24 protein-coding genes and 1 pseudogene are annotated in these 22,233 nt (G+C 53.7%); 7 read left to right on the top strand and 18 right to left on the bottom strand.

Features of this window, described 5'->3' with window-relative positions; all coding sequences use genetic code 11:
* Window positions 1–8: 8 nt before the first annotated feature.
* From C9411_RS26220 to C9411_RS17780, 9 genes and pseudogenes are all read right to left on the bottom strand, one after another.
* On the bottom strand, window positions 9–209 hold the full coding sequence (locus tag C9411_RS26220) for a host cell division inhibitor Icd-like protein (RefSeq protein WP_308317892.1): 201 nt from the start codon (window positions 207–209) through the stop codon (window positions 9–11).
* A gap of 24 nt (window positions 210–233) precedes the next feature.
* Window positions 234–611: pseudogene (locus C9411_RS26215) on the bottom strand (ash family protein); the annotation flags it as partial.
* 130 nt (window positions 612–741) lie between these two features.
* On the bottom strand, window positions 742–1,743 hold the full coding sequence (locus C9411_RS17810; RefSeq protein ID WP_107227584.1) for a P2 family phage major capsid protein: 1,002 nt from the start codon (window positions 1,741–1,743) through the stop codon (window positions 742–744).
* Between the two features lie 31 nt (window positions 1,744–1,774).
* Complete coding sequence (locus C9411_RS17805; protein WP_142591476.1) at window positions 1,775–2,626, bottom strand: hypothetical protein; 852 nt, start codon at window positions 2,624–2,626, stop codon at window positions 1,775–1,777.
* Window positions 2,623–2,829, bottom strand: a complete 207-nt coding sequence (locus C9411_RS17800; RefSeq protein WP_148941052.1) for an AlpA family transcriptional regulator — start codon at window positions 2,827–2,829, stop codon at window positions 2,623–2,625. The genes C9411_RS17805 and C9411_RS17800 overlap by 4 nt, the downstream gene beginning before the upstream one ends.
* A gap of 646 nt (window positions 2,830–3,475) precedes the next feature.
* Window positions 3,476–4,750 carry a lactonase family protein gene (locus tag C9411_RS17795; protein ID WP_233221923.1) on the bottom strand — a complete coding sequence of 425 codons (1,275 nt, stop codon included), beginning with the start codon at window positions 4,748–4,750 and terminating at the stop codon, window positions 3,476–3,478.
* 20 nt (window positions 4,751–4,770) lie between these two features.
* Window positions 4,771–5,571 carry a helix-turn-helix domain-containing protein gene (locus tag C9411_RS17790; RefSeq protein WP_063988939.1) on the bottom strand — a complete coding sequence of 267 codons (801 nt, stop codon included), beginning with the start codon at window positions 5,569–5,571 and terminating at the stop codon, window positions 4,771–4,773.
* 692 nt (window positions 5,572–6,263) lie between these two features.
* Window positions 6,264–6,485: a hypothetical protein gene (locus C9411_RS17785; RefSeq protein WP_063988938.1), complete on the bottom strand. Its 222-nt coding sequence runs from the start codon at window positions 6,483–6,485 to the stop codon at window positions 6,264–6,266.
* A 1-nt stretch (window position 6,486) separates the two neighbouring features.
* On the bottom strand, window positions 6,487–7,458 hold the full coding sequence (locus C9411_RS17780; RefSeq protein WP_107227581.1) for a YrzE family protein: 972 nt from the start codon (window positions 7,456–7,458) through the stop codon (window positions 6,487–6,489).
* Window positions 7,459–7,687: 229 nt separating this feature from the next.
* Between C9411_RS17780 and C9411_RS17775 the strand changes: the two genes are divergently transcribed.
* Entirely contained in the window at window positions 7,688–9,184 is a 1,497-nt protein-coding gene (locus C9411_RS17775) for a helix-turn-helix transcriptional regulator (protein WP_107227580.1), read from the top strand.
* Between the two features lie 134 nt (window positions 9,185–9,318).
* The gene (locus tag C9411_RS17770) at window positions 9,319–9,570 is read left to right on the top strand and encodes a CsbD family protein (protein WP_063988935.1); all 252 of its coding nucleotides are present in this window, start codon (window positions 9,319–9,321) and stop codon (window positions 9,568–9,570) included.
* Window positions 9,571–9,778: 208 nt separating this feature from the next.
* Here the strand turns inward: C9411_RS17770 and C9411_RS17765 are convergent, their stop codons facing one another.
* Complete coding sequence (locus C9411_RS17765) at window positions 9,779–10,462, bottom strand: ankyrin repeat domain-containing protein (RefSeq protein ID WP_233221922.1); 684 nt, start codon at window positions 10,460–10,462, stop codon at window positions 9,779–9,781.
* 88 nt (window positions 10,463–10,550) lie between these two features.
* Window positions 10,551–12,038, bottom strand: coding sequence for a phospholipase (locus tag C9411_RS17760; RefSeq protein ID WP_107227579.1), 1,488 nt, complete (start codon window positions 12,036–12,038; stop codon window positions 10,551–10,553).
* A 384-nt stretch (window positions 12,039–12,422) separates the two neighbouring features.
* Between C9411_RS17760 and dsdC the strand changes: the two genes are divergently transcribed.
* The gene (gene dsdC, locus C9411_RS17755) at window positions 12,423–13,352 is read left to right on the top strand and encodes a DNA-binding transcriptional regulator DsdC (protein WP_063988933.1); all 930 of its coding nucleotides are present in this window, start codon (window positions 12,423–12,425) and stop codon (window positions 13,350–13,352) included.
* 11 nt (window positions 13,353–13,363) lie between these two features.
* Here dsdC and C9411_RS17750 read toward each other — a convergent pair whose 3' ends face one another.
* From C9411_RS17750 to C9411_RS17740, 3 genes are read right to left on the bottom strand one after another with little or no spacing between them, the layout of a single operon-like run.
* On the bottom strand, window positions 13,364–13,666 hold the full coding sequence (locus C9411_RS17750) for a hypothetical protein (RefSeq protein WP_033635406.1): 303 nt from the start codon (window positions 13,664–13,666) through the stop codon (window positions 13,364–13,366).
* Window positions 13,667–13,669: 3 nt separating this feature from the next.
* Complete coding sequence (locus tag C9411_RS17745; RefSeq protein WP_107227578.1) at window positions 13,670–14,593, bottom strand: DMT family transporter; 924 nt, start codon at window positions 14,591–14,593, stop codon at window positions 13,670–13,672.
* Between the two features lie 46 nt (window positions 14,594–14,639).
* On the bottom strand, window positions 14,640–14,930 hold the full coding sequence (locus C9411_RS17740) for a hypothetical protein (RefSeq protein WP_063988932.1): 291 nt from the start codon (window positions 14,928–14,930) through the stop codon (window positions 14,640–14,642).
* Window positions 14,931–15,328: 398 nt separating this feature from the next.
* On the opposite strand from C9411_RS17740, the gene C9411_RS17735 reads away from it, so the two are divergent.
* Window positions 15,329–16,480: a porin gene (locus tag C9411_RS17735; protein WP_063988931.1), complete on the top strand. Its 1,152-nt coding sequence runs from the start codon at window positions 15,329–15,331 to the stop codon at window positions 16,478–16,480.
* Window positions 16,481–16,538: 58 nt separating this feature from the next.
* Here C9411_RS17735 and mltB read toward each other — a convergent pair whose 3' ends face one another.
* Window positions 16,539–17,627, bottom strand: a complete 1,089-nt coding sequence (gene mltB / locus C9411_RS17730; protein ID WP_063988930.1) for a lytic murein transglycosylase B — start codon at window positions 17,625–17,627, stop codon at window positions 16,539–16,541.
* 285 nt (window positions 17,628–17,912) lie between these two features.
* Here mltB and C9411_RS17725 point away from each other — a divergent pair, with 285 nt between their 5' ends.
* The 3 genes from C9411_RS17725 to ypdK all read left to right on the top strand — a co-directional run bounded on the left by C9411_RS17725 (window position 17,913) and on the right by ypdK (window position 19,518).
* Window positions 17,913–18,365: a DUF805 domain-containing protein gene (locus tag C9411_RS17725; RefSeq protein WP_063988929.1), complete on the top strand. Its 453-nt coding sequence runs from the start codon at window positions 17,913–17,915 to the stop codon at window positions 18,363–18,365.
* An 83-nt stretch (window positions 18,366–18,448) separates the two neighbouring features.
* A complete protein-coding gene (locus C9411_RS17720) occupies window positions 18,449–18,886 on the top strand; it encodes a hypothetical protein (protein WP_107227577.1) in 438 nt (145 codons plus the stop codon).
* Window positions 18,887–19,443: 557 nt separating this feature from the next.
* Entirely contained in the window at window positions 19,444–19,518 is a 75-nt protein-coding gene (gene ypdK, locus C9411_RS17715; protein ID WP_099782600.1) for a membrane protein YpdK, read from the top strand.
* Between the two features lie 66 nt (window positions 19,519–19,584).
* Here the strand turns inward: ypdK and C9411_RS17710 are convergent, their stop codons facing one another.
* The 3 genes from C9411_RS17710 to C9411_RS17700 form a co-directional block, all read right to left on the bottom strand.
* The gene (locus C9411_RS17710; RefSeq protein WP_063988927.1) at window positions 19,585–20,109 is read right to left on the bottom strand and encodes a cytochrome b; all 525 of its coding nucleotides are present in this window, start codon (window positions 20,107–20,109) and stop codon (window positions 19,585–19,587) included.
* Window positions 20,110–20,218: 109 nt separating this feature from the next.
* Window positions 20,219–21,448, bottom strand: coding sequence for an alanine transaminase (alaC, locus tag C9411_RS17705; RefSeq protein WP_033648107.1), 1,230 nt, complete (start codon window positions 21,446–21,448; stop codon window positions 20,219–20,221).
* A 119-nt stretch (window positions 21,449–21,567) separates the two neighbouring features.
* Window positions 21,568–22,107, bottom strand: coding sequence for a GNAT family N-acetyltransferase (locus C9411_RS17700; protein WP_063988926.1), 540 nt, complete (start codon window positions 22,105–22,107; stop codon window positions 21,568–21,570).
* Window positions 22,108–22,233 lie beyond the last annotated feature (126 nt).

Genomic DNA, 22,233 nt, shown 5'->3' with positions numbered 1-22,233 from the left:
TAGCCCCCTTAACGCCATTCAGTTGCAGGACGTGACGGCAGGCGGCCAGCAAACGCCAGCACATACTCTCTGACTAACGCACGGTGTGCGGCTTGTTCAGAATCGGCAGTAACTTGTAAGCGGCAGGGAATAGCCTTGAGATCAGCGCGACGAACGCCCAAAAACAGATAGGTAAATTTGAAATGTGTGTTGGTTGGGGTAGTGGCCATAGCGGCAACCTCCGTTAGATAGCTGAAACAGCTACCACCAGGGTTCCTACGCCCAAGATTGGTGGTAGCCCAAACGGGGGTAGGAATACCGGCTCTAACGGATACCGGCCAGCCCGAAAGCTGCCCCGCCTGGACTACCATAACGCGATGGATATGATGCACACAGGCCAGAATGACGCCCATACAGACCTGTGAGCACCACACCAAAAACTTTAGGTGTGTCAAAGCTACGATACAAAAAAAGACGCAAAGGGCGTCTGGTATCGCCGTTAGATTACACGGGTTCCTACGCCCGGTTGCCGATTTTGCGACAACGATAAAACTATACCGTGACCACACAGCACCGCGCAAGCCGTTTTTATCCGAACGCTCAAGGTTGACAGTCAATAGGCTGAATGCCATATTCAGCCAAGCAAGAATAAAATACATATTATTTCCTCCACACCGTTTGTTTCGACAGCAAACTTTTTATCAGCCCAGGACACTATTTTTCTGGGCTTTTTATGTGTATTCCTATCTCATTAAGAATGGTTTATTTACGCATGAGGCTTAACGCGTTCTCATCCACAGCGGTATAAAGAAAGCCATTGCCCAATGCATAACCCTCATTGCGCCAATAACTTTGTTCATACACAGTGCGATCATCGACAAATTCCGCTCTAAAATGGCGACTGCCTTTTTGGGTATAAATATACAAATTATCCAGCGTGGTGATTGCCAGGCGTTTTCCCGGCATAAAAGGCGGCACAAAAGCAAAACGTCCTGCGATAGAGCTGGTGAGCATCTGCGCCGCCGCTGTGTCTGCCGGACGGTCAGCCGCATTAAACAAGCGCAAACGCTCTGCTGCCGCCAGTTCTGCCCCGACCATCACCACCAGGCGTGGATCCTCACGGAAACCCTCCGGGATATTTGTCGTAATAAGATGATTTGCCAGCGCATCGAGGTGTGGGAAATCACCACCTTCACCTAACGTGACGGCCTCAGTGATGACCTGCGAGCCGTTATTAAAGGCTTTTGCAATGGCGTGCCACCCAATATTAACGTCCTGCCCTTTGGGATTATTTTCCGGATCAGTGGGATAGGAAATCCGTTCGCCGTTGAGACCAATACGCAACATATCGAGCGAGACAGCCATACCAAAGAATTCAGACACAGCTTGCGTAAAATGCTCCATGCCACCGACATTCGCAATTGCTGACATTTTTCCGTAGGGCAAGGATGCACAGGAATCCGTTTCTACCAAAACATAGTCCGTACCATTAACTGCCAGTCGTTTATTAAAACGTCCTTCAATAGCTCGCCCGGTATGCAAAGAAGCATCGCCAATTTCTATTGCCTGGCCTTTTTCCGCATCAACATCCATCAATGTGATGCCATTCATCATCCAACCAGATTCCAGCATGGCAATACGGAGCTTATTTTCAGCCACATCAGAAATCGTAAATGCTCGATGGTGCCCATAAGGAAAATTGACAGTCTTCATTAAATTTTGGTGATAGCGTTCCGCCACGGCGGGAACAGGAATTGTTGCCATGATATTTTACCTGTAGATGTTTATATTTAAATTAAAGGGATGAGCACATTTCTTGTTGTTTAGACTTTAAGGATAATTCTCCACCCATCATAAGATCGGTATATTCACCTACCGTCATTAATTCCCGCCATTTTTCACCGGATACATTGTAATACTCTACAGCCAAAGCCGCACGTTCTAACCCGCCATTGTTAAGCGCGTATTTATCTGTTGGTGGTGTGCATCTTTGGACTATTTCACGTAATGCTTTTTCCAGGGCATCCATTACTCCCCAGGCATAGATATGAGAACGTAGCCCATCGCTATACACTCCTTTACGGTAGGTGTAGGCAGGAAGAGGCTCCAACGGGATATGCGTTAACACCTTCCCCTTAAACCCTTTTTCCCCGCACATTAACATCTGATCTACAGGCTCGCGCAGTAACCCTAGTAGTCCCCGACGAGCAGCGACAGCGGCCTTAGCTTCAACCAACTTCGCATTTGCCCGTTCGAGTTTGGCGCTTGCCTGTACAATAGCTTCTTTCATGCTGCCATTCCAACGAGATGCGTCACTTACACCACGCTTGGCATTGCCCAATTCGCGCTCACAGAGCATTATTTCATTTTCGATACCGGATACTTTTGACTCGGCATCAAAACAAATTTTCTCACCCTGCTCTATCAGAGCATGAATTTCTTTCGCTGTACAATTAGCACGCGGAGGCATATATCCAGTCAAATTTTCAAACTGCTTCAAAAGAGGCTCCATTTTATGCAATCGATATATTTCAATAGTACGGATTGCATATCCTCCCTGACCATATGATTCATTGAATGGAATAACATGATAATTACAAATTTCTTTTAGGTTATCATCATTCTTAGTGCATTTTATTTTATTCACTTCACATCCCTCCTTGATATATTATTGGAAACCCACCCATTGATTTCACTTTCAACCCAAGCAACAGATCGTTCACCGATAGACACACTCTTCGGAAACTTATCACTCTTCATCTTTTGATATACGGTAGATCTTTTTAGACCGGTAATCATTAGTACATCTGGCAACCTTATTAAGCGAGAAGTTTCATTTCTAACCTGCACTGCGCCCCCTTAGTTATTAATTAAATATAAAATTCGAGTATAGAATTACACTTGATATAAAAAGTGTAAAGCCCCCCTACTCGCCAAAAAACCTCAGACGAATGGCTGATAGGGAAAGGATACGAACGCATACGAACATATATGACTAAATACTAATAAATAATGATAAGCTACCTTTTTGTAAGGTTTTGTAAATACCATTTGATATCTTGGGATCTCATTGGATGCCCATAGATTAACGCCAATTATTCTTGTGTAAAGGGGTGAAAATTGAACATGGAGGCCAAAAAAAGCGCAGTGATAGTATCGCAAGGGTGAGGAGTTACTATTAGTTGTCACGAGTAATCGGTATGTTTACATATTGAACTCACCTCAAATTATGTAAGTTTTTGTAAACCTCATGCAAGAACAAAAAACAACCACACAGCCAACAACTTCAGAAGAGGAGATCCATTATGCGAGTAAGATAATGTATATAGAAATCAGCAAGCATTTAAATTTCACAATATAATCAAATAATTATCATTTAAATTCGATTCCAGTCGGGGACACCATTCTTTCTAATCCAGCCATTCCCCATCCTCCGCACCTGCGATCACTCTTTCCCCTGTTCAGACCCGATTTCCCCCACGCGTTATAATTGGCATTAATTAAAAAACTTAATATCCGTCGGCGTTGAAATCGTCGCCGCCTGCCCTCTGGCCTGCAACTCACCCTTTTCATCATCGAAATCGAACAGCGTCACGCTATTGGTGAATACATTCGTCACATAGAGATGGTTACCACCGGCATCGAAAGCGAGCGCACGCGGCTCAATGCCGCCGGCCTCATAGCGCGTCGGCACGCCTGGCAGACCGTCCCTGCCTATTTTTAATACCAGCAGGTGGTTATCGGTGCCGCGATGGGTGGCAATAAGATATCTGCCGCTCGGGCTCAGGATAATGGCCCCACCGCTTTTCGCCTCCGCCGAATCGAGGCCGCCGTTCAGTTTCACTTTCCCTTGCCGCGTCAATCGATTGTCGTTAACGGCAAACGCCTCGATCTCGCCCGCCATTTCGGTGATGACATAGGCATAGTCGCCTGCCGGCGAGAACACCATGTGCCTTGGGCCGGCGCCGGGCGCAAAGGCGACATCGCGCGAAGCATCCGCCTGCAACGGCTGCGCGTTATCCGAACGATAGCGGTAGGCGTGCAGCTTATCGCCGCCGAGGTCCGCCGCGTACAGGTATTGGCCATCGCGGCTGAAGGTGGTGGAGTGCGCATGCCCGCCTTCCTGGCGCCCCTGCACGATGCCGGAGCCGGGCGTAAACGGATAATGCTGTACGCGTTCACCCAGCCTGCCGTCGCTGCCAATCGGCAATACCGTCACCCCCGCGCCGCCTTTGGCGACGGAATAGTTGGCGACCAACAGAAACTTGCCGTCCGGGCTGAGGGTGGCATGCGTCGGCTGCCGACCCGCGCTGCTCACCGTATTCAGCACCCGCAGGCTGCCAGCCTGGTCTATCGCCAAGGCGGTCACCGTTCCCGCGTCCTCCTCATTGGTGGCATAGGCAAAACGGCCATCGCGGGATGTGACGATCCATGACGGGCTTTTCATCTTAATCACATTGAGCAGCGTTAACGTGCCGTCGCCATTTATCGCCAGATGATAGAGCCCTTCACTGGGGTGCGCCGGTTTCTGCACGGCCGGCGCATCCGGAATATGGGTCCAGGTGCCGACTAACGCTATTTGCTGATGCTCCCGATTATTTGCCATCGCATTTCCTGAAAACATAAAGAGCGTTAATGCCATTGTTAATTGAATGACCTGCCAGCCTAAACCGGCCGCGTTCACTCTGCCAGGCACAGACAACGTTAAAGGTAGCATACATAAAGCGTAATGACGTTCATTCATCGAATCGGGGGATTTCTCTACACTCATGACATCTCCTTTTCTCAACGCTACGCCACAGGAATAAGTATGTCGACATTGACGACTCGACTATTTAAATGTTCGTTTCTATATAGCTCGATAAAAAAGCTTTCTCTCACTTTGACATTAATAGCCGGCAAATAGGCATCATAAATGCCTGCAAAAAAATCAATGTACTCAGGCAGCTCTCCCATAAAAGGGATGACAATATATTTCCCTCTGGGTATGTAGAAATTGAAGATAGAATGAAAAACTTCTTGTTCCTTACCGTTTGAATGCCATTTTCCCGATCTGTTTTTTTCCGCGCTATAAACCTTTCCATGCTTGCTTAACCATTTCTCATTAGTCTGCGTAATGTCACCGGCATCTCTGCATTTTCTTATGGAATGGAAAATCAATGCTTTGTACTGTTTTAATAACTCGATATCATCCGGCATGACCGTGTGATAAAAATAGGGTTTCTTGTCATTGCCATACGGTGGGATCTGGATGGAAAAATCCCATCCCCGGCTGTTTCTAAAGCTGTTGGGCGTTTCGCCAAAGAAACGTTTGAATGCCCGCGTGTAACATTGCTGAGAGGCAAAGCCCGATGCCAGGGCGACATCCAATATGTTCCCTTGGTGTTGTTTAAGCAAGATTGCGGATCGGCTCAGCTTTCTGTGCCTGATATAAGTCCCGAGCGTCATGCCAAAATAATGCTTAAATAACCGTTGCAAATGCCATTTGGAGTACCCTGAGATAATGGACACTTTCTCAACGGATAGCCCCTCTATAATATTCTTCTCCATATACTCTAACACCTGTAAGAGAATATCTTTTCGATAGTCCATATGCGCTCCTTGCTTTTATAAAAATCGTGTCCTTTTCATTAAAATCGTTAACCAACCCAATCAAGTCATTAAGATTAATCCTAAAAAAGTTCACCCTGACAACGCCATTTTCGCGGCATAGGAAAAGCCATTACTTAAATAACTGAAAATGATCATGTTATATCAATCCACCCGCGAAAAATGCGCAGAACAAAAACAATCAACATAAAATGCTTCCGTCAAAGATGCATTTACATCACCAGGGTGAATCACACTTTTTGTTAATTGTTTTATCTTAACGTGTTTTTTTGCACCCCACAGACATGGCTGAATAGGAATTTCATCATCGCAAATTAAATCGTATTTTATTGTTTGGCCGGCTGATAAAATTATTGGGCCTAATACGAAAAAGTATGAACGGTGGCGAAGGAAGATACGGTGGATAAGCGCAAGACCTTAACCTCGGGCCCGATAATCGTAGATCGTCATTGAGAGTTTCTTTTTTATCTTTTCCCGCACAGTAAAGAATCGACGTTTCAACAAACCTTGTTCAATGCCCTATTCCCTCCATGCCAATTGGAGCGCCACTTATGCCCTGGTGAACCGCCTCCCCTTTTCTCGTAAGAGTGCCCTGTCTGCTTACGCAGTGCTTTATTGCCAAAGCACGGCAAAAAGCCCGGCGCGCAAAGCCGGGCTTTTCATTCACGGGCTGATCAATCAGCCAGGTTGTCGATCTCTGCGGACCTGTGCTTGCGCAACAGATACAGCAGCAAAGACACCCGCCGCTCGGTGCGTTCCGGGGTATCCGGCGGCAGGTTGTAGCGCAGGGTATAGCGCTCATTATTCTCGTTGCAAAAATCGATGACGAGCACGGGCGCAGAGGCCCCGACTACTTTTCGATAATTCAGCGAGATGCACGACAGGTTTTTTTTCATCTCAACTCACCGCGACAGTGCGGCGGGTTGATTCGGCAATCCGCCCCACGCCAGCGCTCAGCGCGGCGCCCAACAGCAGCACCAACAGCGACCCCCACGCGGCACGCGACAGCTGTTTGGCCGCTTCATCGGCCGCTTCACGCGCTTTCTGCTCGGCCTCGGCCTTGAGTTTTTCCACTTTCTGCACCGCCTGCTGGTAAGCCTGAGCGTAGTTATCGACGATTTGGCTCGCTTCATCGCGGCTCTTGCCGGTGCGCGCCGCAACGATATTCACCAACGCATCCTTGTCGGCGGCGCTCAACGTCGGCTCACCGGACTGCTTGACACGGTCGAACCACTGTTTGAGCTCGGAGGCGGCCTGTGCCGGATCGGCAGCCGCGTCCATGGCCGATTGCTTGCCATCGGCGGTCGCCCTGTCAGCCTTCTGTTCTAATCGAGCCGGATCCAGCTCCGGCTTACCGGTCTGCTTGAGCGTGGCGTTCAACTGATTTTCCAGGCTTCCCCAGTCGAGGCTGATGCCCTTTTTATCCAGCTGTTGCTTGATGCCTTCGCCCACGTTTGGCGCTGCCGCCGCCAGGCCGTTGCCCGCCAGCGAAAGCCCTTTACCCACCGCGCTGCCCGCCAGCCCCACCACGCCGCTAGCCAATGAAGCTACCAGCCAGGTGGTCAACAAGGTGGTGATCGCCCAGCTCAGCAATCCATGCAAACCGCCGCGGTTCGGCGCAGTGCGGCCGGCGACGAACGCGCCGGCGGCCAGCGACGCCAGCGTTGAAACCAGCAGCCAAATCCCGGTGCCGGTGCCAAAGCCGCTCAGCGGGTTGCCCTTTTGCATCATATCCACGGCCTGGGCACCGATAGCCGTACCCAGCACGCTGAGGATCAGATAAGTCACCAGCGCCACGGCACTCCCGGCCAATATCGAGCCCCATGACACCTGAAACGCAAAGCGATTTGATTCATAGACAGTGGTCATCGTTGTTCCTTATATTTTCTGGACAAGTGATTGCACACACGGCGGATAACCGCGCAGACAAATCCAGTCTGCCGCGCGGCGTCGTCGGCCGTCCCGGTTCATTTGCGCCAGAATGACTAGTGCATTCACACCCTGCGAATACGCACGTTATGCACTAAGCTGCTCAGCGAGTAGCGTAACCCGCGGCCCCCGTCAGAGGCCGCTCCCCCTTCTGTCTAGCGGAGAGCACATGAACCCATCCGTCCTGGCCAGCGAAACCCACCGCGGCCACCTGCAGCAAATCATCTCCGGCTTGTCCGACGGCGTGATCCTGACGGATACCGATCAAACGCTGCTCTGGGCCAACGAAGCCGCGTTGGCCATGCATGGCGTGAGCCACCAGAAAGCCCTGGGGGCCAATGCCGCCGAGTACGCGGCGCGGTTTGCCCTGCGCTATCGCAACAATCACCCGCTGGCGCTGGAACAGTACCCGCTGAACCGGGTTGCCGATGGCGAGACCTTCACCGATGTGGTGGTGGAAGTTCGGCAGGTCGACGATCCGGAGAGTTTCTGGGTACACCGCTTGCGGAGCCTGATTATCACCGATGCGCGAGGGCAGCCGGAGCTGCTGGCGCTGATCCTGAGCGACGCGACGGAGTGGGCCAGCGCCGAACAGCGCTTTGAAAAAACCTTCAACGCCAATCCGGCACCGGCGGTCATTTGTCGGCTAAGCGACCTGCGTTATGTCAAGGTCAATCAGGGGTTCCTCGATATGACCGGTTACCAGCGTGAACAGGTCATGGGGCGTTCGGTTTATGAACTCGACGTTTTAGAACAGGCGGAGCACAAAGAGCTGGCGATTCAGCGCCTGGGGGAAGGCGCCACCATTCCGCAGATGGAGGCCGAGCTGAAACTGCCCGGCGGAGGAAGCAAGCTGGTGGTGGTTGCCGGCCAACCGCTGGACTTCAATGAAGACGACTGCATGCTGTTCACTTTTACCGATCTCGAACCCCGGCGCCAGGCGGAATCGGCGCTGCGGGAAAGTGAAGAGCGGTTCGCCAAGGCATTTCGCCTGAGCCCTGTGCCGACGTTGTTGTGTACGGCGCACGAGCGGCGCGTGCTGGACGTCAACGAAGCCTTCACCCGCACCACCGAGTACGACGCCGAAGCCTTGATCGGCAAGACGGTCGATGAGATCCAATTTATTGACGATCCCGAGGCGAACCGCCGTTTGTTTGCCGCGCTGGAAAAAAGCGGTAACGTCGAAGGGCTGGACATCCGGGTGCGCAAGAAAGGGAGCGAATCGATCGACTGCGTGGCCTCGGCGGATGCCGTCAGCATTCACAATGCGCCCTGTTACCTGCTGGTGCTCATGGACATTACCGAACGCAAACGCTCGGAGCTGGAACTGGTGAGCGCCATCGAAGAAGTGATGCAGGACGCGTCCTGGTTCAGCCAAACCTTGATTGAAAAACTGGCCAACGTGAAAAGCATCAACCGGCCCGATCAGACCGGATTTAACGCCAGCGATCTCACGCCGCGCGAGCGCGATGTGCTGGAATTGATTTGCGAGGGGCTGCCGGACAAGAAAATCGCGGCGCGTCTCAATCTGGCGCTCAACACCATTCGCAATCATGTCGCGACGGTCTATTCCAAACTTGGCGTGCACAGCCGCAGCGAAGCCATCGTCTGGGCCAGAGAGCGCGGGCTGTTTACCGGCGGGCCGGCCACCAGGAACGGCAAGTAGCCTGCAAATGCACTATCTGCACCGATGCAAACGCCCCTTATCGGCACAAAGTGAAGTGCATAACATGGAGGTGCAAATGCAGGCTTTCGCCCTGTGCGGAAGCCAAACGGATCGAACCTTAGGAGCGCATCATAATGAACAGCGAAAAAGCCAATGGCATGATGGAAAAAGTGGCGGGCAAAGCGCAGGAAATAGCGGGCGACGTCACCGGAAACGAACGTTTGCAGGCCGAAGGCGTCACGCGCTATGCAGCGGGCGCGCTGCAAGAAAAATACGGTGACGCCCTGAGCTGCGCCGGCAGCATGATGAAGAAAAACCCCCTCGCCGCGTTAGCCCTCATTGCTGGTGCAGGCCTGTTGGCCGGCCTGCTGCTGCGCCGCCGTTGATGCGCGCCGACAAGCATACCGTTTTTCCCTGAATGCCGCGCCCGGAGGGTAACCACCGGGCGCGGTTCTTTTCGGCCAAAGAGCAAACATAGCGAACATACGGTCTTATCAATTTATTCAATCAATATTTATAGAAATCCATGGCTCGCCTTTGTTTGAATACAGGAAAATATTTCTTCCATACCCTATCTATCACAGCGTCAGAAAATTATGACCTCGGCCATTTCACCCCACGCTCTATTATCATTTTTCTGATGGTCAGACATTCGTCGTTATACTCTCCGCCTTCCTTGCTGTTTTTTATTTCTTTACTGACCATCTCAACTAAGGAAACACCTTTCTTATTTATGGGGTTAGGATTAGCGCCGTTATTAAGAAGATACTTAACATTATCAAATGATGAATACCTAAAAGCATCCATCACCACGGTTTGGCCAAGAACATCTCTTGCTTCTAAGTTCGCACCATATGCAACCAGAACCTTCAGGGTTTCTGCGTTACTGGCTTTTGAAGTTTGAAATATGATAGGTAACTCGTCTACCTTACCCCGAGCATCTGGAGACAATCCCCCATCAAGCAATGCCTTTAACCAAATACCGTTGTCTAATTTTGCCATCCATTCAGCAGGACTGGCACCGCCATTGGGGCGAGGTTGCAGTGGATCGGCTCCGGCCTTTACCAACTCGGTCGCAATCTGCAGCCGTTCCGGCGTAGCATTATCATGAGTCGACGTCGCCAGGGCATAAAACAATAATGTCATATCATGTTCACCGGGGCTGTTCAGATCCGTCTCTTTCGCCAGCCGTTTGATGTCACCGATATTCCCATCGCGGATCGCCTTAGCCAATACAAGCTGTTGACCTGTAAAGTAACCTTCTGGCGGCAAGTCCATTCCTTTCTCCTTACATCCGGTTGTAAGCACCAATCCAATCGCGATGAACAACGCTGCGAACACATTAAAAACTTGTCTCATCGAGTTTCTATATCCTGTGGCCGATTGTGGCGATATCGTCGTCTTTTTCCTGTTCGATGCAGTCTATCACTTGTTGGATGCCATGTCGGTCACCCATATTGCCCACACCGCCATCAAGCGTGTGTTTAACACCAACGGCATCCGGCAAATGCGATGATAATTTTTCCTTCGCGGCCAATAACGCAAGGTTGCCATTAACGTCGATAAAATCTTGCCTGAGATCGAATTCCTGTATCCTCGTCAAAACTTCGCCCTTCACCCGGTAGGCGTTGATAATATCTTCACTGCCCACCAAGGAACCGCCATATTTCTCCACGGTACTCGAATTCAATCCCGCAGCATTAAATGTCCACCCTGGCTTACCACTAGCAATGGATGCAGCAGAAGCCAAACCGCCCCCCAATGAATGCCCTGAAATATCGATTTTTGTTGTAGAGCCATCTAACCGTTTACCTATAGCAACAGCCTTTTTATAATATTCAGACTCAGCCCCCCGACCTTGATTGAAATTATTCGTCCAGTCTTCCAGATTTTTTATCTCCGGCAGTTCACGATCAATAAATATCTTCTTCGCCGCATTCAATTTGCCGTTAGGGAGCTCAGGCATTCTTGATCCGCGAAAGACGACTGTCGGATTCATGTCATCGCCAAACACGGCTCTATCCGGTGCATAAATTCTCGACAAAAAGTTTGCTTCGGTCTCATTATCAAAAAGCATGTCCCTGCGAAGCTCCAATTTTTCTAAAAAACCGCCGTCATTACTCACATCCCGCCATCCTTCAGGCACGCCAGGCGTAGCCGCCAACGGGTTGGTCGTGTTATAGACATTCTGCGCCAGCTTGGCCTTTTCCACCGCGACGTTATTTTGCGCCAGGCGTTGCGCCGCAATCCGCGCATCCGGATAGATACTTCGCTCCCCTCGACCAATCAGATATTTTCTCGCCTGCCAACGCGCCTGTTTGCTCATTGGGCGAACAACCTCTTTGATGACGGTAAGGCTTGAGCCAACGGCGGTGGCCACCGCCTGCATCAGCGGCGGATTTTTAGCGGTGTTTTGTCTCGGGGGCAAGGAAGTTGGTTTAGGCCTGGCGGCGTATCGGCTGATCATCTCTTCATAACGTTGAATTATACGTTCGACGGGGTACTGCGGCGGTAATACAGTGCCGGGATAGCGCTGCAGGCGCCCTTGCGCATTGATGAAAAACGGATATTTGACGGGGCTCCAGGCGCCGATACTGGCATCAACGGCCAGCAAACTGCCGCGTTTTAGTTCGTCAAACACGCCGCGCTTCATGCCGCTATCTTCCCGGTAACTCGATACGCCAATACCGGACTGCGTATTGCGTGTGATAGTGTGCCTGCTCGATATCGACGACATGGACGAACCGCCGAACAGGTAATGCCGCTCCAGCTCATAACGCGCATCGGCGGGATTGAGGATGCGGGCAAATTTCTCCGGCGCCAACGATTCCGACATAAAATAAATCAACTGCACAATGGCCTCCCTTCGGCTTGCTACTGGCTTTCCCTTCGTCTGTCAGTGAACGTCACTGGACGAGCCCGTTTTTCATCATACCTACAGCTCAACTTGACCGATACGTGCGTAAGAAATAACGGCCTTATTTTTTACCGTTTCTCCTTCTACGTCACATTTATCTTTAACAGGTTTATGTCAGACCTCGTCAATTTCTAATTTCAGTCTGCCAGCAGACAAGTCATTTATCGGTTCATGTTATCTCATCATCTTAATCCTTAAAATCTATGACGGTAATCAGTAAACAGGGCCCTGATATATAACCTGAACATATTAATCAACTTGGGTTTATCACTCATGCCATTAAGTGTTAATATTAGCGCATTGCGCGCACGGAGAAATAGCATGTTCCCCAGTAAAAAACATTCACAGCGGGCCACCCCGCTGACCAGCTATCAATTTTCCCGGCTGCATACTTTCGAATGCGTCGCCCGTCATTTATCTTTTGCGCTGGCGGCGCAAGAATTGTCGATCACCCCCAGCGCCGTAAGCCACCGCATTAATCTGCTCGAAAAGGAGTTGGGTTTTCTGCTATTCCAGCGCTTTCATCGCAGAATTACCCTGACGCCGGAGGGCGAGCGCATGCAATGGGCGCTGGACAGCTCCTTCAACACGCTGAATCAGGAAATTCTGGACATCAAAAATCGCGAGCTGACGGGGACGTTGACCCTCTATTCGCACCCCTCTCTGGTGCAATGCCTGCTGCTGCCGCGCATCGGTGACTTTATCGCCCAGCACCCCACCATTCATCTCAACATTCTGACCGGGCAGGAGATCATCAACCTGGCCAACCGCGGCGTGGACTTGGCGATGTACTTCGGCAAACTGCCCTCGGGGCGGCATCTGGACGAGGCCTTTATGCAGGAATCGATGGTGCCGATCTGTACGCCGCAGTACGCCGCCGCACATAGCCTGTACGATGCGCCGGAAAACCTGGCCCGCTGCACGCTACTGCACGATCGCTACAACTCCGGCGAAGATGAGTGGCAAACCTGGTCGCAACACTTTGCGCTGGGGCTGGATACCGACAGCAAAAGCATGGAGTTCGACCGCTCCGATCTCGCGGTGCTGGCCGCCACGCGGCACCTTGGCGTCGCCATGGGGCGGCTCAATCTGGTGCAGGATTGGATCAAAAGCGGCGAGCTGATCATTCCGTTCACCAACATGACCGTGCCCTGCGAGCACTGCTATTTTACCTCGACCATCTCCGAGCGGCAGTGGCCGAAAATCCTCGCGTTCAAGCAGTGGATCATGAAAATCGTCCCTCTGGTTTGATGGCCAGAGGGTTAGCGCTCTATTTTGGGGGAATAAGAAAAATTCAGCGCGCAGGCGTAGAGCCGGCCGGCCTTTGAATAAGAGATATATTTGCGGTTTTTATCCCAGGTAAGCAGGGAATTATTGGCAAAATAATAAACCTCCAATTGCATCCCATTAGCCAACCTCGACCAGCCTCGGCTTCGTATCACAGTAAAATCACCGTTATCGCTGAGCGTAATCAGCGGTACGCCCCAGGCATAGCGGGATATTTGCAGCTGAATAATGAATTGGCTTTCGCAGCTTATTTGGTAGTTTTGTACATCAACATCCATAATTTATATTTTTGGTGCCACCCTTCGGTCAAAATAAATAAGATAAGAACAACTCACCACGATTAACCCCAGTACGATCAGTACAGCACCCAATACAAATTCAATTTGTAGCGGTTCGCCGAGAATGACGCCCCCCGCCAGGATGCCGAATACCGGCGTCATAAAGGTGAGAATGCCCAGCGAGGAAGCCTGATAACGGCGCAGCAGCGAAAACCAGATCAGGTAGCTGAAAAATGACACCACCACGGTCTGGAACAGCAAGCTGTACCAGGCCACCGGGCTCAGGGTGAAATGCAGGTTTCCCGTCGCCAGCGCCGGCAACGACAACAGCACACAGGCGCCCGTCAACTGAAACAGCAGCGTCTGTTTGGCCGGGCACTCCGCCAGGCGCGTGGTGCGGATCACCAGGGTAGAGCCTCCCCAGGCGATCCCCGCCAGCAGGCCATAGAGATCGCCTTTCAGCCGATCGGCCCCGCCGCTTCCCTCAGCCATGCCCGATATGGCCAGCACCACGCCACCAAAGGCGATGAGCATGCCCAGCCACTGCACCGGCGACAGACGCTCCTGAGGAAGGAGAAAATGCAGGCCGAGGGCGGAAAACAGCGGCGCGGTGTACAAAAACACCGCCATATGCGAGGCGCTGGTGTAACGCAGCCCTGCGGAGACAAAAAAGAACTCCAGCGCGAACAATACCCCCACGCTCAAACCGGCGCTCAGCGTGGCGCGATCCCAGGTAAAGCGCTCGCCGCGCCAGCGCGCCAGCAGGTATACCCCCAGTGCGGCGAGGCCCGAGCGAATGGCAATTTGCAGCACCGCCGACACATCCGGCTCGACGGCCTTGATCGCCACCTGTTGCATTCCCCAGATGGCGCATAGCATCACCATCGCGGCGGCAGCCCTGCCGTCGATTCCGATTCTCGCATTCATAATAGGGTTCTCGCCGCCGTGAGAATAATAACGGGCTACCGTCGCGTTATTCTTTATACACCACGATTTCCTGGTAAAGCTTAATAACCTCACCGTCGCTGTCGACGGAGTCGGTATATTCGGTTTGCTGCGCCAAATGAATCACCCTCCATCCTTTTCGCGCCAGTTCAGGGATCGTCAGGCGCCCCACGCCGCGGCAGGAAAACAGGGTATCATCAGACAACCTGAGCTTGCTAACCTCTGCATAATCATAAGCTTGAGAATGACAAACGTGCGACTCCGCCGCCATCGCCGGTAATGAAAATAACCCCACTAACAACATGAACAGATTTCTCATGGCGACCTCCCAATCGCTTATTCCTGCCGACCGATTACGCAGAAAAAGGCTAACGTTAATACGCCGGTGACAGGCTGAAATTAATTATCTCTTGCACGACTAAAATTACAGGCTGACGCCAATGACTGACAAATGAAAAATATAAACCTTGGCGTTAGATGAATTCATCCGAATCGAGAGGCATGAAAAACGGCCCTTCTCACCGCACGAAATGGTCAAAAACCGGCCAATAATTAGCAAGAAAAGTAATTCTTTATCCCACCGTTTATGTTACAAATGCGGCCCGCCGCTAAAACACCAAAAAAAACCGTCAAAATGCGTGAAAACGCAGCGTTCTGCGCAAAACATCGGCATGGCGGCGCTGATGGGGGCGGTCATACATAAAACAGGGATAACACATGGCAATGAAATTGCGCGTATTGACTCAAGCGGTGGCGCTGGGTCTGGCGATCGGCAGCGCGTCGTTCGCCGCTCAGGCGGAAATCACCCTGCTGAAGCAGGATCCGCAGGCCGGCGATCCGCTCAGCCGCCTGAACTTCACCGTTGGCGGCAGTATCCGTCCGCAGTTCAACAACATGACGGGCGACGGTGACAAGGGCTCCTACAAGCGTAACGGCTTCGACGGCGGCACCCGCTTCCGTTTCGCGGCGGACTACTACCTGTTCGACGATATCAGCTGGATCAGCTACTACGAGCTGGGCGTAAACATTCCTGCGCTGTTCGACTGGGATCATCACTATGCCGACGGCGCGAGAAACACCAGCCGCCGCATGCTGTACACCGGCCTGAAAAGTAACACCTGGGGCCAGATGACCTTCGGCCAGCAGAACAGCGTTTACTATGACGTGGTGGGCGCCAAGACCGATATCTGGGACTACGACATGTTGGCCCAGGCGCCGGGCAACGGCATCAACGGCGACTACGACGGCTCTTACCGTTCACGCAAAATGCTGAAGTACAAGAACCGCTTCGGCGATGCGGACGTTTATGCGTCGTACCTGTTCAGCGACAGCGACTACCTGCCGGGCAACGGCCTGCGCTATAAGCGCAAAGGCGGCGGCTCACTGGGCGTGGATTACCACATCACGCAGGATCTGACCTGGGGCACCGCCTGGAACTACACCCGCGCCGAAATGCGCAACCCGTCCACCAGCGGCAGCAAGAGCTATGACCAGAACATTTTCGGCACCGCCATCAGCTGGAAACCGAACAACTGGACCCTCACCTTCGGCGGCGGTTACTACAACGACTTCCTGACCACCAAGAAAGCCGACGTCAATAATTACTTCGCCGGCGATGCGTGGGGTATCGAATACCTGGCCGGTTATACCGTGCCGGTGGGCCAGTACGCGGTGAAATCGGTGATGCCGTACTTTATGGGCGACCGCCTGGAATACATCAGCGGCCGCAACTACCAGCGCATCGACAACGGCCTCGGGGTTACCGTGCAGTTTGACTACGGCTTCCGCGTTGACGTAGAGCACGTGCTGACATCGAGCACCGACAACCTCGGCGATATGACCGTGGTGCGTCTGCGCTACGATTTCTGATTGCTCAGAACGTAAAAAAGGCCGCGCAAGCGGCCTTTTTCGTTGATAGAAGCAGCGGTCAGAAGCCGCCGCGCGCTGCGCGCCCTACCGCTTCGCCCAGCTGCCATACCGCCATGGCGTAATGGGTGCTGTGGTTATAGCGGGTGATAGTGTAGAAGTTCGGCAGGCCGTACCAATACTGGTAGCCGGTGCCGACGTCCAGCCGCAGCAGGCTGGCTTCCTGATTATCGCCGAGCGAACCCTGCGGGCTTAGGCCGGCTTCCGCCAGCGCGGCGACCGAGTAGCGGGTCTTGAAGCCGTTTTCCAACCCCGGCGCCTGGCCGTTGGCCTGAATCGCGACCGGCTCGCCTTTGGACCAACCGTGCGCCTTGAAGTAATTGGCCACGCTGCCGATGGCATCGACCGGATCCCACAGGTTGATATGACCATCACCGTTGAAGTCGACCGCATAGCTCTTGAAGGAAGATGGCATGAACTGCCCATAGCCCATCGCGCCGGCGAAGGAGCCGCGCAGTTCGAGCGGATCGTCGCCTTCGGTGCGCGACATCAGCAGGAAGGTTTCCAGCTCACCGGCGAAGTAATCGGCGCGGCGTGGGTAGTCAAAGGCCAGCGTCGCCAGCGCATCGATAATGCGGGTTTTACCCATTACGCGGCCCCAGCGGGTCTCCACGCCGATAATCCCCACGATGATCTCCGGCGGCACGCCGTATACCTGCCAGGCACGCTGCAGCGCATCCTGATATTGATTCCAGAACACCACGCCGTTTTGCACGTTATCCGGCGTGATGAACTTGTTGCGGTAGCGCAGCCAGGAACCGTTCGGCCCGGTTGGCCCCTGGGTAGACGGCGTCGGCGCCTGCCTGTCCATCAGCCGCAGCACCGAATCCAGGCGCCGTGCCTGCGCCAGCACATCGTGCAGCTGCTGCCGATCAAAGCCGTGTTCCTGTACCATCTTATCGATAAAGCGGGCGGTATTCGGGTTATTGGCGAAGTCTCCACCCAGCGGCGCGCCGCTGTGCGCCGGGCTCAGCAAAAAGCCGCCCTTTACCGGGGTGCCCTGCGGCGTAGCGGTGGGACTGGGTTTCGGCGTGCTGCTACAGGCAGCAAGCAAGGTAATCAGCGGTAAAAGCGCAACCAGGTGACGCATCGGATATCCATATAGCCATGCAAGAGATAAGTGGGAGTTATGTTAATGCATTGTTCAACGCGAACAAACAGGATTATGCCGCCAATTACCGCGTCAGGTAGCCAAACGTGCCAAATTGTGACGTTTTGCACGGAGAAAGGACACCCGGTGCGGCCGCGCGGAATCTCAACCGCGACTAAATGAGAAAAACTATCACCTTGACGTCCCCTTTTACCCCGATAAAATGCCCGGCTGCTTGCCATTCGGCCACCGCCGGGCGGCCAATGATGACGACAACGGACTGTGATGGAATCTCTCGGACAACTCGCCAAAGACCTTTATCGTGGGCGCATCTCGCGCAAACCCTTTGTTTTCTCGCTGGCGATCTTCGCCGTTGGCATCGTGCTGCTGTCGTTTCTGTCGACCTATCTGGATAAAAACCATTTTCGCGCCCATGCGCACGGCGATACCGAGGAATTTGTCTCGGTGTTGCTGTATCTACTGTGCATCATGGTGTGGGCGCTGTTCTGTTTTGGCCTGGTGACGTGGTTTATGGCCAAAACCGCGTTTCGGCTCAACGATATCGGCCTGCCGGGTTGGGCGCTGGCCGTGGCGTGCTATGTTTGCTCGGTGCTCAACAACTACTCCCCCGGCCCGGTGGCGCGCTGGCTGCCGCTGTTCAGCCTGGCCGTCATGATCTGCGCCCTGCTGTTGCCGCCCGACGGGCTGCGCCGCAAGCCGCGTGAACATGCCGATTGAGCGCCATTCCGCTCAAGGCTATGGCTATCCGCCGGCCGCGCCGTCACAATAGCGCCTCATTCAGGCTTCAATCAGGGATTGCCATGTACAGCCACTACCCCGCCCATTACACCTTCGATAGCGACAGCGACGCCTGGCAGATCGGTTTCCACGACTTCCCCGAGTGGCAATCGGCCTGCTATAAACGCGAAGACGTCGAGCTGGAAGCGCAGGAAAGCCTGCTGGCCGCCATTGCCACCGCGATGGACGAAGGGCTGCCTCTGCCAGCCCCTTCCCCTCTGCAAACCGATGACTTGAGGGTACACCTGCCGGCGCTGGTGGCACTGAAGATCGAACTGCACAACGCCATGCTGCGCAAAAACACCGGCAAAGCGGAGCTGGCACGCAAGCTGGGATTCAACGGCGGGCAAATGGAGCGGTTGCTGGATCTCGGTTACGCCTCGAAGGTTGAGGCGTTGGAGCAGGCGCTGTATCTGCTGGGCTACGAAGTGCACGTGACAATAAGCGAAGTTTGCCAATAAGTTAGCGGCAGGTAAGCGAAATATTATCCGATGGGGCTAAATTTACCCCATTGTGCGCCGATATGATCGTTACCTAATCACTTGTCGCAACAACGAAGGCTAAAAATGGAGTGGAGTCGCCGTCATATTTGGGCCGTTATTCTGCTGTCTTGTCTCGTTTTTTGGGCCATTTTGGTGACCGGCATCAACGCCGTCGCTTGAGCGCCGTCCACCGCATTGCAATACCCCGATTTTAAAACCCGCAGCGGCAGGCTACTTCCTGTCGCTTGCCCATAAAAAGCGTTATAGAACAGTCTGCACTGTGCAAAAAACAGCCGAAAATTGTGATCAAAAACACAGTATTGAAATCAGACCAGTATTGAGAGTACATTAGCGCCGATCCTGTCGCGGTTCGGATTTTACCTCACGGAGCATGAGGCGCGACAACCGGACAACCCGCGCTCGAGGACGTTGTTCTTTCGCTTGGAAGAATCCGCCCGACAAGCAGGTTGCCCATAAAATACTCAGCACAACAATCGGGATCATTGCTGGCGAGGACTCCAGACAGGAGTTGTTCAGTGAAATATTTTTTGATGGGCGTGTCATTCATGCTGGTTGCCTGGGTTGGCACCTTCATGTTGATGGTTGCCTGACAGCAGCCTGACCAGGAACACAGCCAAAGGGACGCGCAAGCGTCCCTTTGTCGTTTCGGCTAGCGATCATTTGCCCGGCATCATGCGGCGCAGGGTGTCGTCCTTGCGCAGATAGTGGTGATACAGCGCCGCCAGCGCATGCGCGCCAATGATAAAGTAGCCAACGTTTGCCAGCGTCTCATGAACCGTTTTGACCAGCCGGCGCATCACCGGATCCGGCGTCACCCACTGCGGCACCGGCCAGCCCAGCAAAGACCACGATTTGCCGCCATAGGCCAGGGTTAACATGCCCAGCAGCGGCAACATCAGGAAGACCACGTACAGCAGCCAATGGAAAATCTTGGCGCCTACCTCCTGCCATTCTTCCAGCGGGGGCGTGGTCGGCGGCGTCGCGTGGAAAGAACGCACCGCCAACCGAATCAGCATCAGGGCAAAGACCGATACCCCAAAATTAAAGTGCAAATTTTTGACCATCGGCACCCACGCCTCCGGCACCGAATCCTTCAGCAACATCGCCGAATAAGTGAGGATCACCATCAGCAAAGTCAGCCAATGTAAAACGATCTGCGATCGCGCGTAGCGGTTGCTCATACACTCTGTCCAAAAATAAAACCCAGCGTAGTCGAGCATAATGGGGAAATAATGAAGAAAACCTTGGGACGGCAAAAATAAGGCCGGGCGAACGCCCGGCCTGACAGGATTATTTGGCGCTGCCCGCCTTGCCCGGCTTCAGCAGCCCATCCGCGCGGAACATCGCCTTGATGCCGCGCACCGCCTGGCGGATACGGTCCTGGTTCTCGATCAGCGCGAAGCGCACGTGGGTATCGCCGTAGTCACCGAAGCCGATGCCCGGCGAGACGCAGACCTTGGCTTCCGCCAGCAGGCGCTTGGCGAACTCCAGCGAACCGAGGTGGGCATAAGGCTCGGGAATTTTAGCCCACACGTACATCGACGCCTTCGGGTTTTCCACCATCCAGCCGGCCTCATGCAGCCCCTTCACCAACACGTTGCGGCGCTGCCGATACTGCTCGGCGATATCGCGCACGCACTGCTGATCGCCTTCCAGCGCGGCGATGGCCGCCACCTGCAGCGGCGTAAAGGTGCCGTAGTCGTGATAGCTCTTGATGCGCGCCAGCGCGCTGACCAATTCGGGGTTGCCGACCATGAACCCGATGCGCCAACCGGCCATGTTGTAACTTTTCGACAGGGTGAAGAACTCCACCGCAATGTCTTTTGCCCCCGGCACCTGCATGATCGACGGCGCTTGCCAGCCGTCATAGACGATATCGGCATAGGCCAGATCGTGGATCACCAGCACGTTGTACTGCTTGGCCAGCGCCACCACCCGCTCGAAGAAATCCAGCTCCACGCACTGCGCGGTCGGGTTGGACGGGAAGCCGAGGATCATCATTTTCGGACGCGGAATGGTTTCCCGAATGGCGCGCTCCAGCTCACCGAAGAAATCCACGCCGTCCACCAGCGGCACCGAACGCACCTGAGCGCCGGCGATCACCGCGCCGTAAATGTGGATCGGATAGCTGGGGTTCGGCACCAGTACGGTATCGCCGTGATCGAGGGTCGCCAGCATTAGGTGTGCCAGCCCCTCTTTCGAACCGATAGTGACGATGGCTTCGCTTTCCGGATCGATATCCACCTGATAACGATCGGCATACCAGCGCGAAATGGCGCGGCGCAGGCGCGGAATGCCGCGCGAGGTGGAATAACCGTGGGTGTCGTCGCGCTGGGCGACGGCGCACAGTTTTTCCACGATGTGCGGCGGCGTCGGGCCGTCGGGGTTACCCATGCTGAAGTCGATAATATCCTCGCCGCGACGGCGTGCGGCCATCTTCAGTTCGGCGGTGATGTTGAATACGTAAGGGGGAAGACGTTCAATGCGCGTAAAACGGCGCTGTGGACTGTTATCAGCCATAGGGGATTCCTCGATAGACGTTAGCGCCCGGACCGTCCGAGCGACGCTGGCCAGCGAACTGACCGAATATCGAACATAGCGCAGCGCCGACGAGCTTGTCGATACCCGGCGCGATATTTTTATTTGCCGCCCTGAAACTCCGCCGCCAGCAGCCCGAACAGCCAGTCGTCGCACCACTGCCCCGCCAGACGGAAGTTATCGCGCAGCGTGCCTTCCAGCTGAAAGCCGCACGACTCCAGCAGGCCGCGCGAGGCGAGATTGCCCGCGGTCACGGTGGCGGTCAGCTTGTGAAAGCCGCAGGCGTTCACCGCATAATCCAGCACCGCCCGCAGCGACTCCTTGCCATAGCCCTTGCCCTGCCCGGCAGGCAAGCTCCCGTATCCCACTTCCGCCTGCCGATACGGCACCCACTGCGGGCGAAAACCGGTAATGCCCACCGCCTCTCCGCTGTGCTTCTCACGCATCACCAGGCACAGCCACTGCTCGCCGTGTTTGTCCCAGGCCGGCAGCCGCTCCTCGAACCGGGCGCGGATCTCCGCTTCGCTGCGCGGATCGGAGATGTAACGGATCACCTCGGGATCTTGGTACAGGCGCAGAAACAGCGGCCAATCCTCGGCGGTTATCGACTGTAAGTGCAGACGTTCAGTGACCAGCTTCATAAAATCTCCGAAAAACGAAAAAGAGGAACTTACGAATGAAAGATATCTCTTTATTTTCCCTGATTGGTTGCCGATAATCATTCACGTTAAAACCACAAAACCATAACGTCTTGCCCGATTCCCTAC

The sequence above is a fragment of the Serratia sp. Nf2 genome, assembly GCF_003028435.1.
Classification (GTDB): Bacteria; Pseudomonadota; Gammaproteobacteria; order Enterobacterales; family Enterobacteriaceae; genus Serratia; species Serratia marcescens_L.
The sequence above is the reverse complement of the archived record's forward strand: the minus strand, read 5'-3'. Positions and strand labels throughout refer to the sequence as shown.